This window comes from Pseudomonas sp. CMR5c (assembly GCF_003850545.1).
Classification (GTDB): domain Bacteria; phylum Pseudomonadota; class Gammaproteobacteria; order Pseudomonadales; family Pseudomonadaceae; genus Aquipseudomonas; species Aquipseudomonas piscis.
The window spans coordinates 1,134,688-1,149,969 of sequence record NZ_CP027705.1; the positions used below are offsets into that span (position 1 = coordinate 1,134,688).

The 15,282-nt window shown below is 64.5% G+C and carries 11 protein-coding genes; all 11 read right to left on the bottom strand.

All coding sequences use genetic code 11. The annotated features are described in order from the left end of the window. Window positions 1-230: 230 nt before the first annotated feature. Window positions 231-1,682: a mannose-1-phosphate guanylyltransferase/mannose-6-phosphate isomerase gene (locus tag C4K40_RS05195; RefSeq protein WP_022642429.1), complete on the bottom strand. Its 1,452-nt coding sequence runs from the start codon at window positions 1,680-1,682 to the stop codon at window positions 231-233. A 98-nt stretch (window positions 1,683-1,780) separates the two neighbouring features. Further along, window positions 1,781-2,437 (bottom strand): alginate O-acetyltransferase AlgF, encoded by a 657-nt coding sequence (locus tag C4K40_RS05200; RefSeq protein ID WP_053134255.1) that lies wholly within the window; start codon window positions 2,435-2,437, stop codon window positions 1,781-1,783. Window positions 2,438-2,454: 17 nt separating this feature from the next. Next, on the bottom strand, window positions 2,455-3,627 hold the full coding sequence (locus C4K40_RS05205; protein ID WP_053134258.1) for an alginate O-acetyltransferase: 1,173 nt from the start codon (window positions 3,625-3,627) through the stop codon (window positions 2,455-2,457). Between the two features lie 11 nt (window positions 3,628-3,638). Beyond that, complete coding sequence (locus tag C4K40_RS05210; RefSeq protein WP_053134260.1) at window positions 3,639-5,216, bottom strand: MBOAT family protein; 1,578 nt, start codon at window positions 5,214-5,216, stop codon at window positions 3,639-3,641. A 210-nt stretch (window positions 5,217-5,426) separates the two neighbouring features. Continuing rightward, a complete protein-coding gene (locus tag C4K40_RS05215) occupies window positions 5,427-6,551 on the bottom strand; it encodes a mannuronate-specific alginate lyase (RefSeq protein ID WP_053134263.1) in 1,125 nt (374 codons plus the stop codon). Window positions 6,552-6,559: 8 nt separating this feature from the next. Next, on the bottom strand, window positions 6,560-8,008 hold the full coding sequence (locus C4K40_RS05220; protein WP_022642434.1) for an alginate O-acetyltransferase: 1,449 nt from the start codon (window positions 8,006-8,008) through the stop codon (window positions 6,560-6,562). 11 nt (window positions 8,009-8,019) lie between these two features. Next, the gene (gene algG, locus C4K40_RS05225) at window positions 8,020-9,606 is read right to left on the bottom strand and encodes a mannuronan 5-epimerase AlgG (protein WP_053134265.1); all 1,587 of its coding nucleotides are present in this window, start codon (window positions 9,604-9,606) and stop codon (window positions 8,020-8,022) included. Between the two features lie 26 nt (window positions 9,607-9,632). Next, window positions 9,633-11,090 (bottom strand): alginate export family protein, encoded by a 1,458-nt coding sequence (locus C4K40_RS05230; protein ID WP_256224161.1) that lies wholly within the window; start codon window positions 11,088-11,090, stop codon window positions 9,633-9,635. A gap of 74 nt (window positions 11,091-11,164) precedes the next feature. Beyond that, the gene (gene algK / locus C4K40_RS05235; RefSeq protein ID WP_053134269.1) at window positions 11,165-12,559 is read right to left on the bottom strand and encodes an alginate biosynthesis TPR repeat lipoprotein AlgK; all 1,395 of its coding nucleotides are present in this window, start codon (window positions 12,557-12,559) and stop codon (window positions 11,165-11,167) included. A 2-nt stretch (window positions 12,560-12,561) separates the two neighbouring features. Continuing rightward, window positions 12,562-13,731 (bottom strand): alginate biosynthesis protein Alg44, encoded by a 1,170-nt coding sequence (locus C4K40_RS05240; RefSeq protein ID WP_022642438.1) that lies wholly within the window; start codon window positions 13,729-13,731, stop codon window positions 12,562-12,564. Window positions 13,732-13,766: 35 nt separating this feature from the next. Further along, window positions 13,767-15,248 (bottom strand): mannuronan synthase, encoded by a 1,482-nt coding sequence (alg8, locus tag C4K40_RS05245; RefSeq protein ID WP_053134273.1) that lies wholly within the window; start codon window positions 15,246-15,248, stop codon window positions 13,767-13,769. Between the last annotated feature and the right edge of the window lie 34 nt (window positions 15,249-15,282).

The following is a 15,282-nucleotide window of genomic DNA, read 5'->3' on the forward strand; positions in this document are numbered from 1 at the left end:
ATCCGCTGAAGGTCCTTCGGCCCTTGTCGCAGCCTCGCCCAGGCTCGACAGCGGCTACAGAGGCAAAAAAATCCCCCTGTCCAACCGCCTGCGGATAGGGGACGCAGGCGCCTGGAAAGGGGGAGCACAAAGGTCTTGCTAGCACGACTCCCTGCTTTTACTTGCAGCTTGCCGCTTGAAGCTCACGGCTGCGTCTCTTGCCGCTTGTCGCTTGAAACTTGCCGCTGCCCTTATTGGGCGATGGTCTTCACCGAGACGCCGCGTTCCAGCGGGGTCGAGCGGCCGTAGATGTCTTCGAAACGTTCGATGTCGTCTTCGCCCAGGTAGCTGCCCGATTGCACTTCGATGATCTCCAGGGGGATCTTGCCGGGGTTGCGCAGGCGGTGCACCGAGGCGATGGGGATGTAGGTGGACTGGTTCTCGGTGAGCAGGAACACGTTCTCGTCACAGGTGACTTCGGCGGTGCCGCTGACCACGATCCAGTGTTCGGCGCGGTGGTGGTGCATCTGCAGGGACAGGCACGCACCCGGCTTGACCGAGATGTGCTTGACCTGGAAGCGCCCGCCCATGTCCACCGAGTCGTAGGAGCCCCACGGACGGTAGACCTCGCAATGGTTCTGGGTTTCGCTGCGGCCTTGTTCGTTGAGAGTGTTGACCATCTGCTTCACGCCTTGGACCTTGTCCTTGTGGGCGATCATCATGGCGTCCTTGGTCTCGACCACGACGATGTTCTCCAGGCCGATCACCGACACCAGCTTGCCGTTGCCGTGGATCATGCAGTTCTTGCTGTCCTGGATCACCACATCGCCCTTGCTGACGTTGCCGTCGGCGTCCTTTTCATGCACGTCCCACAGCGACGACCAGCAGCCCACGTCGCTCCAGCCGGCACTGAGCGGCACCACGCAGGCGCGCTGGGTCTTTTCCATCACTGCGTAGTCGATGGAGTTGTCCGGGCAGCAGGCGAAGGTGGCTTCGTCGATCATCACGTTGTCCGGGTCCTGCTGGCTGCGCTCCAGGGTCAGCAGGCAGGTGTCGTAGATGTCCGGATCATGTTTTTTCAGCTCTTCGAGGAAGCGGCTGGCGCGGAACAGGAACATGCCGCTGTTCCAGAAGTAGCCTCCGGCCTGGACGAACTCGGTGGCGCGTTTTTCATCGGGCTTCTCGACAAAGTGCGAGACCCGGCTGACGCCCTCCGGCAGCAGCGCATCGTGGGTCGACTTGATGTAGCCGTAGCCGGTTTCCGGCTTGGTCGCCGGTACGCCGAACAGCACCATCTCGCCGCGCTCGGCGGCCACGGTGGCCAGGGCCAGGGCCCGCTGCAGGGCCTTCTGGTCGTCCATCACGTGGTCGGCCGGCAGCACCAGCATCAGCTCGTCGCGACCTTCGTTGACCAGCATCATCGCGGTCAGGGCCACGGCCGGCGCGGTATTGCGGCCGAAGGGCTCCATCAGGATGCGCTGGGATTCGAGGCTGCGGTTGCTCAATTGTTCGTTGACGATGAAGCGGTGGTCCTTGTTGCAGACCACGATGGGGGTGTCCATGCCTTCGAACACCAGGCGCTCCAGAGTCTGCTGGAACAGCGTGTGTTCGCCGGTCAGGGCGAGGAATTGCTTGGGGAATTGCTTGCGCGAAAGCGGCCAAAGACGTGAGCCGCTACCACCTGACAAGATCACCGGAATCATGTTGTTACTCCTTCAAATATCGTATGGGTCAGAGCTACTGCGTTCTGTCGTTTCACTCTCTTGTTTTTGTCTCGTTGTAGGCGTTGCCGAGGTTCTGGTTAGCGAGTGGAGACCGGGCGTTTCACCCACACCGGCGACAGGTTGCTGCCGTTGCCGGTGACGTAGAGCACCGCCGCTTCGCCGCGCTCCAGGGCCACGGGCTTGAGGTCGCTGACTTTCTTCTGGCCGTCGTACAGGGCGAAGCTGACCTTCACCGGGTTGATTTCGCGTTCGCCGCGGCCCTTGGCGGCCACGGCCTGGACCACGTCGGTCTTGCCGTCGGCGGTCTTGAGCGTCAGGGCCTGGTCGCTGAGGTTCTGCACTCGCACCAGGGATTTCTGCTTGTTCTTGAACGGCGGCTCCTCGATCAGTTGCGGCTGGCCGCTGGCGTTGTTGACCAGGGTGTAATAGTGGTCGGCGGCCAGTTTGACCGGCACGCTCTGGCTGCCCAGCTTGGCGGTGTAGTCGCCGCCGGGCATGAAGCTGAAGTCGCTGCTGGCCAGGGGCGCGACGTCGTTGACGTTGGTGCTGCCGATGGTGGCGCTGACTTCGCTGTTGCTGGCGTTGTAGATGCGCACGAAGGTCGAGCCCTTGGGCGCGGTGGGGCCGTACAGCGCGGCGTCGCCCCCGGCGAAGGCGGGCAGGGACAGGACGCTCATGCCGGCAGCCAGGGTGATGGCCTTGGCGAGACGACGCGGATTGATAGTGAAAGTCATGGGTGTCACCTCTCTTTTCAGTTTTGTGCCCGGTCGGGCGTCTCGGATTTGTTCAGTGCCACAGTTTGTTGGCGGGCACCGGTTTGCTTGAGCTCTGCGACCCACTGCGGGTCGGCGTCGCCAATTTCGTTGTTCACCGGCAGGTAGCGTTCAGGGAATTCCCAGATCAGCACCTGGGGCGGGTGGTTCTTGAAATCGTCGCTTTTGAGGTAGCTGAGCATCGGCAGGATCGGGCCGTGGCCGTCCTCGGCGTAGCTCAGCACGTCGCTGTGCAGGGCCTGCTTGAGGGCGCCGACAAAGTTCCAGTTGGGGTTGGCGCTGTAGCTGGTGCCCACCAGGGTCACGGGCACTTCGTGGTCGGCGAACAGGTTGTCTGTGGCGCCGGCCTGTTCCCCAGCGGCGTGGGTCTCGCGTTTTTGCAGGGGCTCCTGGGCCGGCATCAGGTTCTCGAACAACGGGTCCAGGGGCAGGAAACGCCGCAGGTCGCCCTTGTGCTTGACGGTCTCCTGAGTCTGGGTGACGAAGCGTTGTGGCTGGCCACTGAGCGGAGTCTTGGCGGCGATGGCCTGGGCCAGTTGGTGGGCGACGACTTCGGCGCCGGCCGGCGTCCAGTGGGTGTCGGTGCGCAGGAACACTGGCTGGCCCTGTTGCTTGGCCTGTTGCAGGGGCCCCAGCAGGTCGGGGGCGAGGATCTTGTCGGCGGCCACCCGGGCATGGAAGTCCTGGTAGAGGTTGGCGTGGATGCGCGCCGGGCGCACGGTGTCCAGGTGTTCCGGATACAACCGCACCTTGGCCGGGACGATCGCCATCACCAGTTTCACCCCGTGCTGCTTCAAGGTCTGGCGCACACCCTCGACCAGGGCGTAGTTGCCCTGCAGGTTGAGTTCCTCGTTGACCACCGGATGGAATTCTTCATCGCTGTACAGCCACTGGTCGCGGCCGAGGATCACCCCGGGACGACCCTCGTTGAACAGCTTGAAGTCCAGCGCGGCCCAGAGGTTGGTACCCAGGCGCTTGATCGGGAACTGGTCGTCGTAGTGGGTTTCCACCGCCTTGGTCCAGCGCCCGTTGAGCACGGTGGCGTCACTGTTGGTGCTGAAGCCGAAGAAGCTGCGCGCCGACCACAGACCCAGGACCAGCAGGGTCACCAGGAACAGTGCGACGTAGAACAGGCGTAATGAGCGGGTCATGAGCGGCCTCCTCAGAACTGGAAGTACAGGAACGGCGAAAAGCTTTGCGCCGAGAGTTTGAGAATCGAGGCGATGAACAGCAGCAGCACCAGGGCGCGCATGGCATAGCGCGACCAGTCGGCGCTCCAGTAGGCCGGCTGCACCTGGGCCTCGCGGCCGACGATGTAGCCCGGCTGGTGGATGCTGCCGGGGTTGTCGCCGGGTGCTGCCTTGATCAGGCCAGGTTGGGCGGTGGCCGGGCCATCGGCCTGGGTGTCCAGGACCGGGCCGGCTTCGGGCTTGCTTTTGGCCGGTGCTGGGTTGCGATACAGGTCGCGCAGGCCGAAGAACGCCAGGGTCAGGTAGGCCACGACCAGGGTCGCCACTTGCAGGCCGGTGAGGCTGGCGCGGTTGAGTTCCGACAGCGACCAGTCGCCGAAGCTGAACATGGCGCCGTACATGCGCCCGGCCACGTGCAGGTTCTCGGCGCGGAAGATCACCCAGCCCATCACCACCAGCAGGAAGGTCAGGGCCCAGCGGATCGGGTTGAGGCTGCGTGGGCTGGTGTTGATGCCCAGGGCCTTCTCGATGGCCAACCACATGCCGTGCCAGGCGCCCCAGACGATGTAGGTGAAGTTGGCGCCGTGCCACAGGCCGCCCAGGAGCATGGTCAAGAACAGGTTGCGATAGGTGATCAGGGTGCCTTTGCGATTGCCGCCCAGGGTGATGTACAGGTAGTCGCGCAGCCAGGTGGACAGGCTGATGTGCCAGCGCCGCCAGAACTCGGTGATCGACTGGCTGATGTAGGGCTGCTTGAAGTTCTCCATGAAGCGAAAGCCCATCATCAACCCCAGGCCGATGGCCATGTCGCTGTAGCCGGAGAAGTCGAAGTACAGCTGCGCGGTGTAGGCCAGGGCGCCCAGCCAGGCGTCACCCGTGGTGGGGTGTTGCAGGGCGAAGCAATGGTCGGCGACCACCGCCAGGGTGTCGGCGATGAACACCTTCTTGATGAAGCCCTGCATGAAGCGCGTGCAGCCTTCGGAGAACTTGTCCAGGGTGTGGGTGCGATGGTTGAACTGGTCCGCCAGGTCGCGAAAGCGCAATACGGGGCCGGCGATCAGGTGCGGGAAGATCGCCACGAACGCCGCGAAGTCGATCAGGTTGCGGGTCGCCGGGGTGTCGCCGCGATAGACGTCGATGATGTAGCTGATGGACTCGAAGATGTAGAACGAGATACCGATCGGCAACAGCACGTGGGTCAGGATGAACGGCTCCAGGCCCATGGAGGTCATGATCGCGTTGAGGCTCTCGACGCCGAAGTTGGCGTACTTGAAGTAGCCGAGGATGCACAGGTCCACCGCCACTCCCAACAGCAGCCAGCGCTGGGCGGGCTTGGTCCTGACGCCGTCGGCGCCGACCTTCAGGCCGATCCAGTAGTTCCACAAGGTGACCGCGGCGAACAGCGCGAGGAAGTCCACCCGCCACCAGGCGTAGAACACGTAGCTGGCGATCAGCAGCAACAGGTTGCGATAGCGTTGCCCGCTCAAGTAGTACAAGCCGAGGAACACCGGCAAGAACAGGAACAGGAACACATTGGATGAGAAAACCATCCCGAGCTCTCCATGTTTAACCAATAGTCAGGGGCCGCAGCCCCCCCAAACCCCCCCGTGGAAAACCATGGGAGGCGTATTGCATTCATCTCGCCCTGTAGCCGCTGCCGGGGCGCCGCTCTTGAGGGCCCTGGAAGGCTCTTCGAGCCTTGGCGCAGCCTCGCTGGAGTTCGGCAGCGGCTACAGGTATTGCGTCTTGAGGTCCAGGTATCACGAGCCCTTCTTGCCCTTCTCGAAGGCCGGGTCGTAGACCTTGGTCAGGTCACCGCCCAGCCGGAAGGTCTTGAACGGCTGCATCTGGTGCTTGCGTTCCAGCACATCCGGGGCGCAGGTGTAGAGGCTGCAGAAGGGCTCGAGCCAGGCGAATTTCGCGTCGACCTTGAGATCGGTCATGTCCTGCTGCTTGCCGTTCTTGCGCTCGAAGGTGTCCGGGTCCTTGACCCCGGCCAGCACCCGCTCGCCCAGGCGCTTGAGCGCGCCGTTGTTTTCCTGGCGCAGATCGACGCCGTTGACCTGGGCGAAGCTGGCGATCATCGCCAGCGGCGGCAGGGCGTAGTTGTGGTAGGCCAGGGCCCGTTGCTGGCGCTTGAGTTCGTTGGGCAGGTAGCCATCGGCGTCGACCTGGCCTGCGCCGACCTTGTATTCCTTGACGGCCCAGTCGAACAGGTCGCGGCGGTTGGTGGCCACGGCGGTGGCCATCACCGACCAGGCGGCCCAGTAGGAATGGTTGTTGGTCTTGTCCAGGGGCAGGTTGTCCCAGTCGCTGACCACCTGGTCGGCCATCTTGCCGAACCAGGCCTCGATCTTCTGCGCCTGCTCCTGGTGAGTGGCCAGGGGATGAGAGTCGGAGAACTTCAGCCGCAGGTAGGCCGAGGCCATGCTGCCCAGGGCCCATTTGCGCATGGACTTGCCGGTGTGGTTGAAGTCCCTGGACATCAGCGCGTCGGCCTGGGCCCAGGCACTGAGCCAGTTCAGGGTGCAGTCCAGCTGTTGCGGACGACCATCGCGCATGAACTGCATGACCTGCTTGCTGGTGCCGCGCTCGATCTTGGTGATGTCCGCGGTGCTGTCATGGAAGGCCTGCTGCGATTGCACGTTGAGGGTCGCGCGCGCCTTGTCCGAGCCTTCGTACTTGCTGCGAAACTGCAGGGCGCCGGTGTAGGGGGCCGGCATCGCATCGCAGCCGTCGCTGTTGTCGCTGGTCTTGAACTTGTCTACCGGGGCGTAGTAGCCCTGGGGCGGGCGCAGCGGCGCGGCGGCCTGGGCACTGCCGGCGACCATCGCCAGGCCCAGCAGGCCCGGTATCAGTAGTTGTGTCACGCGTGTGCTTTGCATGGATAACCTCACTGCCCGATCTGCGCGGTGCGTTGCTCGGCGCTCGGGAACACGTTGCGTTTGCAGATTTTCGCTTCGACCTTCTGCCCGGCGGTGCCGGCCTCGGGGCCCTGGATTTCCACCGCCAGCAGGTTTTGTGCGGCCCAGTCCTCGTCGGTACGCAGTTCGAAGGCGAAGCGCCCGTCGGTGTCGGATGTCTCCGGTTTTTCGATCTTGATGTCCTCGTGCCGGCCGTTCATGTACCAGAGGGTGGCCTGCAGGGTTTTCACCGAGGTGTCGGCGAAGCGGATGTCCACCTGGTGGGCGCTGTTGCGCAGGTCCTTGTTCTGGCTGTTGACCAGCAGTTCGTTCTTGCCGGGCTTCAAGGTGGTGCTGGCGCTCATCTGCGCCGGCTTGCCTTCGCAGCCGTTGTCCAGCAGCGCCATCATCTGCCGGTAGATGGTCTCCTGGTCCAGGCGGTACAGCGGCGAGAACTCCCAGATCAGGATCTTCGGCGGGTTCTTCTGGAACTCCTCGCTGCCCAGGTATTGCAGCATCGAGCCTTCCAGGCCGCCGCCGGGGAAGGCGACGTTGAGAATGTCGGCGCCGATGGCTTCCTCGAGGAAGCCGGCGAAGTTGTAGTTCTTGCCGCTGTGGCTGGTGCCCACCAGAGTGATCTGCGGGTTGCCGGAGTCGCCGAACAGATCGCCATCGCCGGCCTCGCCCTTGGGCTCGGTGGTGAACTGGTCCATGTACTGGATCGCATAGCTGGTGCCGCACAGTTGCCCGGCCATGTTGTGCAGGGTGCCGGTCTTGCCCATGCGCCCGGACTTGTGGGTCTCGAACTCACGCCGGGGAATGTCGGCGAACGCCGGCAAGTGCTTGACCTTGTCGGCGACGATCCGCGCCGTGCGCTGGGCGCCGTAGGGGGTCCAGTGCTGGTCGCCACGGAAGTAGAAGTCGTGGGCCGGCAGGGTCTCGGGCAATTGCTCGTCGGTCAGCGGCGACAGGTCCGGGACCACGTAGCCCATCTGCGCGAAACGCCCGAGCATGGCCTTGTAGTTGGCCAGGGCCTTGTCGTAGTCGAAGCGGGCCTTGTCCGCCGGGTTGAGCTTGTTGCGGTTCACCAGGCCGCGGGTCGGCTGGTAGACCACCACCAGCTCCACGCCCTTGCTCTTGAAGGCTTCGTGCAACTGCTTGAGACGGCGATAGCCTTCGGGTGTGGTGTTGAACTCGGTACGCAAATCTTCCTGGGTACGGAACAGCCAGTCGCCCTGGGCCTGTACCAGGGTGGTGAAGTTCTGCTGGTAGCGGGTCACGTAGTTCTTCGCATCGTGGGCGGCCGGGCACAGGTTGCAGCACGGTTCGGCCTTGAACGACGGCGCGGCGACCTCATCGGCCCGGGCCGTGGCGCTGGCGGCGAGGATGCCCGCGGCGAGGGCCGACAAGCCCAGGAATTTGATCAAGTGTGGGTGCATGCAAGTCATCCTCAATCGCGCATTTCGGTCTGGCGTTCGACGGGGTCGATCAATACGGCTTTGCGCTGGCGTACCAGCAGGTCGAGAATTTCGTCCTGGCGCTCGCCCAGCACGCCGGAGAAGCTGATGCCGCTGCTCTTGGTCGGTGCCAGCATCGACACCCGGTACAGCTCCACGCTCAGGGGCGAGTCGATGGACATCGGTCCGCTGCCGTTGGCCGCCAGCTCGCCGCCGACCACGATCAGCGAGACCTGGGCATCGAACGGGTCGAGCTTGATGTCGCGGTCGGTGTTGGTCAGGTCCTTGATGTGGCCGTAGACCCCGGTCAGGCCGTTGGCCATGGCGACGTTCTCGTAGAGGCGGATGTTGACGCTGTTGCGGATGCGGATGCCGTGGCGGCGGTTGCTGACTACCTTGTTGCCGTAGATCAGGTTGTCGGCACTCTCGTAGAGGGTGATGCCGTCGGTGTGGTTGCGGTAGATCTCGTTGTAGGCGATCAGGTTGTTGATGCTGTTACGGTCGATCACCAGCCCCGAGAGGTGGTTGTCGTAGCTGCGGTTGTTGAAGATGAAGCTGTCGTTCACCTCCCGGGAAATGATGATGCCGTGCTTCTTCCGGGTGCCGTAGACGGTGTTCTCGGCAATGATCAGGCCATGGGAACGGTCGTGGGGGTCGATGCCGTAGACGATGTTGTCGCGGTAGGTATTGCCCTTGAGCACGAAGCCTTCGGTCTCGTAGCAATAGAAGCCGTACCACATGTCCGAGAACGCAGAACCGATGATCCAGCCGGTGGGCTCGGGGCGCTTGAGCACCTTGGCCATGTTCGGCGTGTACTGGGAAATGCTCACCCCGTAGGACTTGGAATTGGCGTAGCCGAAGCTCGCCATCTTGCTGTTGGCGATGTAGGTCTGGGTGCCGCCCCAGGCCAGCAGGAAGGGGCGAAATTCCTTGGCCGAGCGGAAGGTCGCCGGGCCGTTGTCCTTCTCGCGCCAGCCGGTGACCTGGGTATCGCGCACGAACAGCTGGCCATCGTTGACCAGGAACGCGCCGGCTTCCTGGGACAGGCGCAGCTCGCGGGTCTGCTGGTCGATCTCCAGGATGCCGTGGCGCCCGACCACTATCGGCAGGCGGGCCAGGTAGACCCCTGGGGCGGTTTCGCTGATGTACTGCTTGGGCAGCTTGCCTGCCAGGTCCTTGAGGTTGACGTAGCCATCGTCGACGAAGATCGCCTGGGGAATGCCGTGCTGGCGCACCACCCATTCGGCCATCTTGTTGTCGCCGCCGATGAAGTCCTTCAGGGCGTCTTCCTGCATCATCCGCCGCACGCTGATCTTGCCCGGCTTGCTGCGCACGATCTTCGCCGCCACGGCTTCGGCGGTGTAGCCGGAGAGGTCGGGCAGGGTTGGCTTGGCCAGGGCCAGCGGTTCGGTGGGGGCGCTGCTGACGGTGTAGGTCTTGGCCTGTTGCAGCTCCTTGACGACGGTCGGCGCCTTGGCCGTCTCGACGTTGCCCAGGGCCGTGCCGCTGGCCAGCAGCAGGGCACCGGCCAGCAGGCCCAGGGAGCCTTTGTGCAGCGGGGTGTGGGGATGGCGATGCATCTGGGGGACTCCGTTCATGGCTGGCCTCAGAAGCGCCAGATCACGTCGATGAAGGCGCGGTGCATATAGGAGTCGACGTCCTTGCCGTAGGCGTCGCCGGGCTTGAACACGCCCCCGCGAAAACGCACCAGGGCCGCGGGCTCGTCGATCGACTGGCTCAGGGCCGCCGGCAACAGGCCTTGCTTGAAGTACTTGGTGACCACCAGGTCCATCTCCTGGCCAAGGTCCTTCTTGCCGTCTTGCAGGGGGAGCGAGGTGCTGCCCAGCAGGGCGCCGGTGGTGTCGTCGTAGTCGTTGTGCACGGCATTGATGCCATTGCTGCCCACCGGCTTGTTGCCGTCCACGCGCCAGAACTTGTGGTAGACCAGGCTGGCGTCGTAGTCCTCGCGCAACTGCCAGGAGCCGAACAGGGTGGCGGTCTGGGTGTTGTTCATTTCGCCTCGGAAGGCTTCGCCGAAGCGGTGCACCCGCGAGCGAGTGCCGGTGTAGTTGGAACGGTTGCTTTGCAGGCCGTTCTGCTCGTACTCGGCGCTGGCCCGGGCATAGGCCGCGCCCACTTGCCAGTTCGGGTCCAGGCGCAGGCGCACGCCCAGGTCGGTGGCCCAGCCATTGAGGTTTTCACCACGCTTGGCCTGGGTCGGGCGGCTGCCGTCGGCGTTCAGCGGGTTGACCGTGTCGCGGTCGCCGCGCATGCCGGTGAGGCTGGCCCAGTAGTTGACCGTGTTGGTGTTGCGCCAGTTGTAGGCGTCGCTGTTGGCCTCCAGGCCGAGCCAGGTCAGGTCGCCGTTCTGCTTCTTGTCCAGCGGGTCGCTGGCGACTCCGGGCTCGGCATAGTCGAGCTTGCCGTCATCGTGGGTATGGTGGGCGCGAATGCCCACCCACTGGCCGGGCGTCCACTGGTAGGCGACGTCGGCGTAGGCGTGCAGGCGGTCCTTGTCCTTGGGCGCCAGCTCCTTGAGGTCGGTGCGGTATTCGCTGAAGCGCTCGGCCAGGCCCAGGTTGGCCCGCAGCAGGGTGGTGTCGAAGGTCCAGTTCAGCGCCTCGATGTTGGTGTCGCGCCATTGGCCATCGTCGTTGCGCAAACGCTGGCGGCCGAACTTCAGTTGCTCGCCGGGGTAGGCGGTGAAGCCGCTGTAGCCGACCCAGAATTCGCGCAGGGCCAGGTAGTTCTTCTTGGCCTTGCGGTCGTCGTTGGCCGACTGCTGGCTGGCATCGTCGCTGGATTGTTGCAGGGTGTCGGTCTCGATCACGTCGGTGGAGGTCACCGCCTGGCCCATGGCATAGGCGCTCCAGTTGCCGCTTTCGCCATAGACCCAGGGACGCAGGTCCAGGCCGATGCCGTTGACGTCGCCGCCACGCTGGGTACCCAGGTCGCGGTCGTCCTCGGATTGCGCGGTGATCTTCACTTCCAGGCCGAAGTTCTTGGTTTCGCTCAGTGCCGCGAAAGAGGGTGTCGACCAGGCCAGGGCGACGCCCAGGGCCATGCCCAGTTTCGACAGGCGCAAGGGGGCCTGGCGGTCGCAGCCTGCGGCAGCGGCTACAAGGTGAGTAGAGCGTTTCATAGGGATTCCTCGCCGTCTTCTTTCTGCAGGGCCTGCAGTTGCAGCGTGCTCTGGGCCAGGGTGCCGCGCACGGCCTGTTCCTGTTGCAGCAGGCGCTGGGCTTCGGCGCGTTGGCCGGGGGGCAGTTGTTCATCGAGTTGCTGGGCCAGTTCATTGGCCTGGGGGGTGTCCTGGACCTTGGCCAACTGGCTGAAGACGTAGGCATTGACCGGGTCGGGGCGGGTACCGCGGCCCTGGGAAAACAGCTGGGCAATGGCGAAGTCGGCGCTGTTCTGGCCGTTGCGGGCGGCGGTCAGCAGATGGTCCAGGGCTTTTTGCGGATACACCTGGCCCAGGTAGCCACGGCGGTAGATCTGGCCCAGGTAGTAGTCGGCGGCGACCTCGCGGCCCTGGGCTTGCTTGAAGTGTTGCTCGGCCACCTTGGCATCGGCCGGCACCCACTTGCCCTCGTAGTAGAGCTTGCCCAGCAGCAGTTCGGCGCGGGGCTGGTCGGCGGCGCGGCCGTTGTCCAGGTACTTCATCATCTGTTCGACGTCGCCCAGTTCGGGGAAGTCGTAGAGCAGTTGCGCCAGGCTGACCCAGGACGCCGGGTACACCGGGGCCACTTGCTCGAGCAGGGCCTGGGCGGTTTTCTCGTCGGGCTTGCCGAGGCTGGCGTCGCCCAGGACCCGGGCCACGCTGTCGACCCGCTGGGCGCTGACGGCGCCACGGCCATGGCTGGCTTGCAGTTGCTTGACCAGCTCGGCTTGCTGCTCGGCCTGGCCGCGTTTCTGGTAGACGGTGGCCAGCTCGACGTAGCAGATGTCGGTGCTGTTCAGGGACGCCTTGCAGATCTTCTCAACCTCGTCCAGGTGCTGGTCGTAGGTGCCCTGGGTCCGATACAGCAGGACCTGGGCCAGCCCGGCCTCGGGGTAGCCGGCGGCGCGCCATTGGCCGATCTGCCGCTGGGCGTCGACGTTGGGGAAGCTGTGGGGATATTGCAGGTAGAGCATCGCCAGGGGGATCAGGGTGTTGCCTTCGCCGTTGGCGAAGGCCTTCTTCAGCAGGCCCTCGGCTTCGTGCTGTTCGGCTTCGCTGGCCCCGGGCTTGGTCGCCAGCAACCGGCCCAGGCGCGCCTGGGCCCGTGGCGAGGTATCGGCGGCGCCGCGGTAGGTGGCCTCGGCCTGCTTGATCTGCGCCGGGTCGCGGCTCTCCACCTGGATATCCGCCAGGCCCACTTGCGCCTCGCTATAACCCAGGTCCGCCAGCTGGCGATAGTTCTGCTGGGCCAGGGCGGTGTCGCCGCGCTTGAGGGCTTCGTTGGCCAGGCGCTGGTCCGGCAGGCCGGCGCAACCGGCCAGGGCCAGGGCGGCCACCAAAGGCAACACCGCGAGTTGAGTAGGCGTGTTCATGGTTACAGACCCGCGGCCATGGCTTTGTCGATCAGCCAGTTCATCGAAGGCCCGCGGTCGCTGCTGACTTCCACCGGGCGGCCGGCGAACTCGCTGCCCAGGGGCGCGTCGGGCTTGATCTGCACGCGAATATCCGAAGACAGGTCGTTGCCGTTGAGGCTGGTGCTGCTGACGATGGTGCCGGTGCGCACCTGGTCTTCGCCGGCGATCTGCAGGTTGACCTTGGTGCCCGGGCGCACGTCGCCGAACTGACGGTAGGAGAAGCGCGCCTCGACGGTGGCCAGGCTGCCCCGTGGCACCAGTTGGTAGATCACGTCGCCCTTGCTGGCGTACTGACCGTCGGCCACCAGCTGCTGGGCCACGGTGCAGTCGCAGGGCGAGGTCAGGGTGCCGGTCATCTGCTTGCCGAACAGCTCCTCGACTTTGGCCGGCTGTAGCTGGTTCTCGTCCAGGTGGCCCTTGAGCACATCCAGCATGCTGGTGCTGAAGCTGGCCAGGGGCGCGCCCTTGGCCACGTTGCCGTTGGCCTGCACCAGGCTTTGCACGGTGCCGTCGCGCGGCATGGTCACGTTCATCCCCGGCACGTTCACCAGGCCGGCCTCGGCGTGGCTGACGAAGTACATGCCATACACCGACTTGAGGATGAAGCCGAAGGCGGCCAGGCCGACGATGAAGATCCCGGCACTGAAGGTCACGGCCCGCAGGCGGCCCAGGGGGCTCATGCCGCTGCCGTTGTCCTTGGTCTTGCGCGCCTTGGTGAAGTTGTCGCGCTGCAGGGTGGCGAGCACGTCGCCCATGCTGACGATGTCGCCGGCCAGGTGCGAGGTGATCAGGTGGCGCAGGGTGGCGATGTCCTGGGGTTCCAGGTTCTGGAACTGGCAGCCGACGCGGCCGCTCTGGCGGTCGAAGGAGCGCACTTGCAGCTCCACGTCCATGGCCAGGCCGAGGTTGTCGATGACGAATTGCAGGCGGCCCTTGTGCACGCTGCCCACGGCCAGCAGTTGTTGCCCGGCGTTGAAGCTCAGGCCACCGGCGGAGAGGTCGTGGATCCGCACTTCCAGGGGCTTGGCCTCGGTGCCGAAGAAGCGCAGCTTGGCCGGGATCCTGACCCGGGCGTGCTGGCGCTGGGCTTCGGATTCATGCACTACGTTGACGTTGACTGCGGTGTTCATAGGGTCGATTTCCTAGTTCATTCAGGCAGGGCGGTTCAGACCATCAGCAGCAGTACGGCGACGAATACGCTGCCGGCCGAGAAGGTCATGGTCCGGGACGACCAGGTGTTGAACCAACGTTGAAAACTGGCGAGGTCGCGGGTCAGCTTGGTGTCCTGGCGGGTCCAGGATTGCTGGTCGAGGCGGAAGAACACGTAGATCTTCACCAGGGCCCCGACGATCTGGTTGTAATAGAGGATCAGCGGATAGGCCGGGCCGATCCGGTGTCCCGAGCAGGACAGCAGCAGGGTCAGGATCAGCCGGGTGATGCCGATCCACAGCAGGTAGGCGAGGATGAACGCGGTGCCGTACTTGAAGCTGGCGATGATGGCCACCGTCAGGCCCAGCAGCGAGGTCCACATCGATACCCGCTGGTCGAACAGCACCACGCTGGTGAACAGGCCCAGGCGCTTGACCCCCAGGCCCAGGGCCCGGGAGTTCTGCCGCAGGTTGTTGCCGTACCAGCGGAACATCAGCTTGCGGCTGGCCTTGATGAAGCTCTTTTCCGGCGGGTGCTCCACGGTGTTGATCGCCGCGTCAGGCACGTAGAAAGTGTCGTAGCCCAGGCGCATCAGGCTGAACCAGCTGGACTTGTCGTCGCCGGTGAGGAACTTGAAGCGGCCCAGGCGCCAGTGCTGCAGGGAGTCGCTCTCGACGTCGGCGATGAAGTCCGGGTCGGTGACCACGGTGGCGCGAAATACCGACATGCGCCCGGTCATGGTCAGCACCCGCTTGGACAGGGCCATGGAGCACATGTTGATGTGCCGCTGGGCGAAGCGCAGCTTGTGCCACTCGCTCATGATGTAGCCGCCGCGCACTTCGCAGAATTCGTTGGTGGTCAGGCCGCCGACATTGCCGAACAGCTGGAACCAGGGCACGGTCTTGCGGACCACGCCTTCGGCCAGCACGGTGTCGCCGTCGATCACCGCGACCACGGCACGTTCGTCCGGCAGGTGGCGGGAGATGGCGCGGAAGCCGAAGGCCAGGCCGTCGCGCTTGCCGGTGCCGGGAATGCGCACGAAGTCCAGCTTGACCTGCTCGGGCGGGTTCATCCGCGCCCACAGGCTCTTGATCAACAGCTCGTCGGACATCTCCACGATCGAGCAGACCACGGTGGTGGGAAAACCACAGTTGATGGCCTCGCGGATCACCGAGCCGTAGACCTGGGCGGTGGTCAGCGCGTCGATGCGAAAGCTGGTGACCATCAGGTACACATGGGACGGGTCCGCCGCCTTGCCGAGCTTGCGTACCTTGCGCCGCAGGTGTGGGTAGACCACGTAGAGGAACAGCATGCCGCGCACGAAATGCGTGGCGCCCATGGAGTAGCGCCAGATGCCCACGGCGCCGATCAGGAAGATGAAGTCCTTGGATTGCGAGTCGAAGGTCGAGGCGGGCAGCAGCAGGGCCATCCCCATCAACAGACTCAGGTAGAACAGCCAACCGGTGGCCTGGAGCAGGCAGTGTTTTAGCCTGTGCATAATCAACGTCCTAAAATCAGTTGCAGGCTCCAAG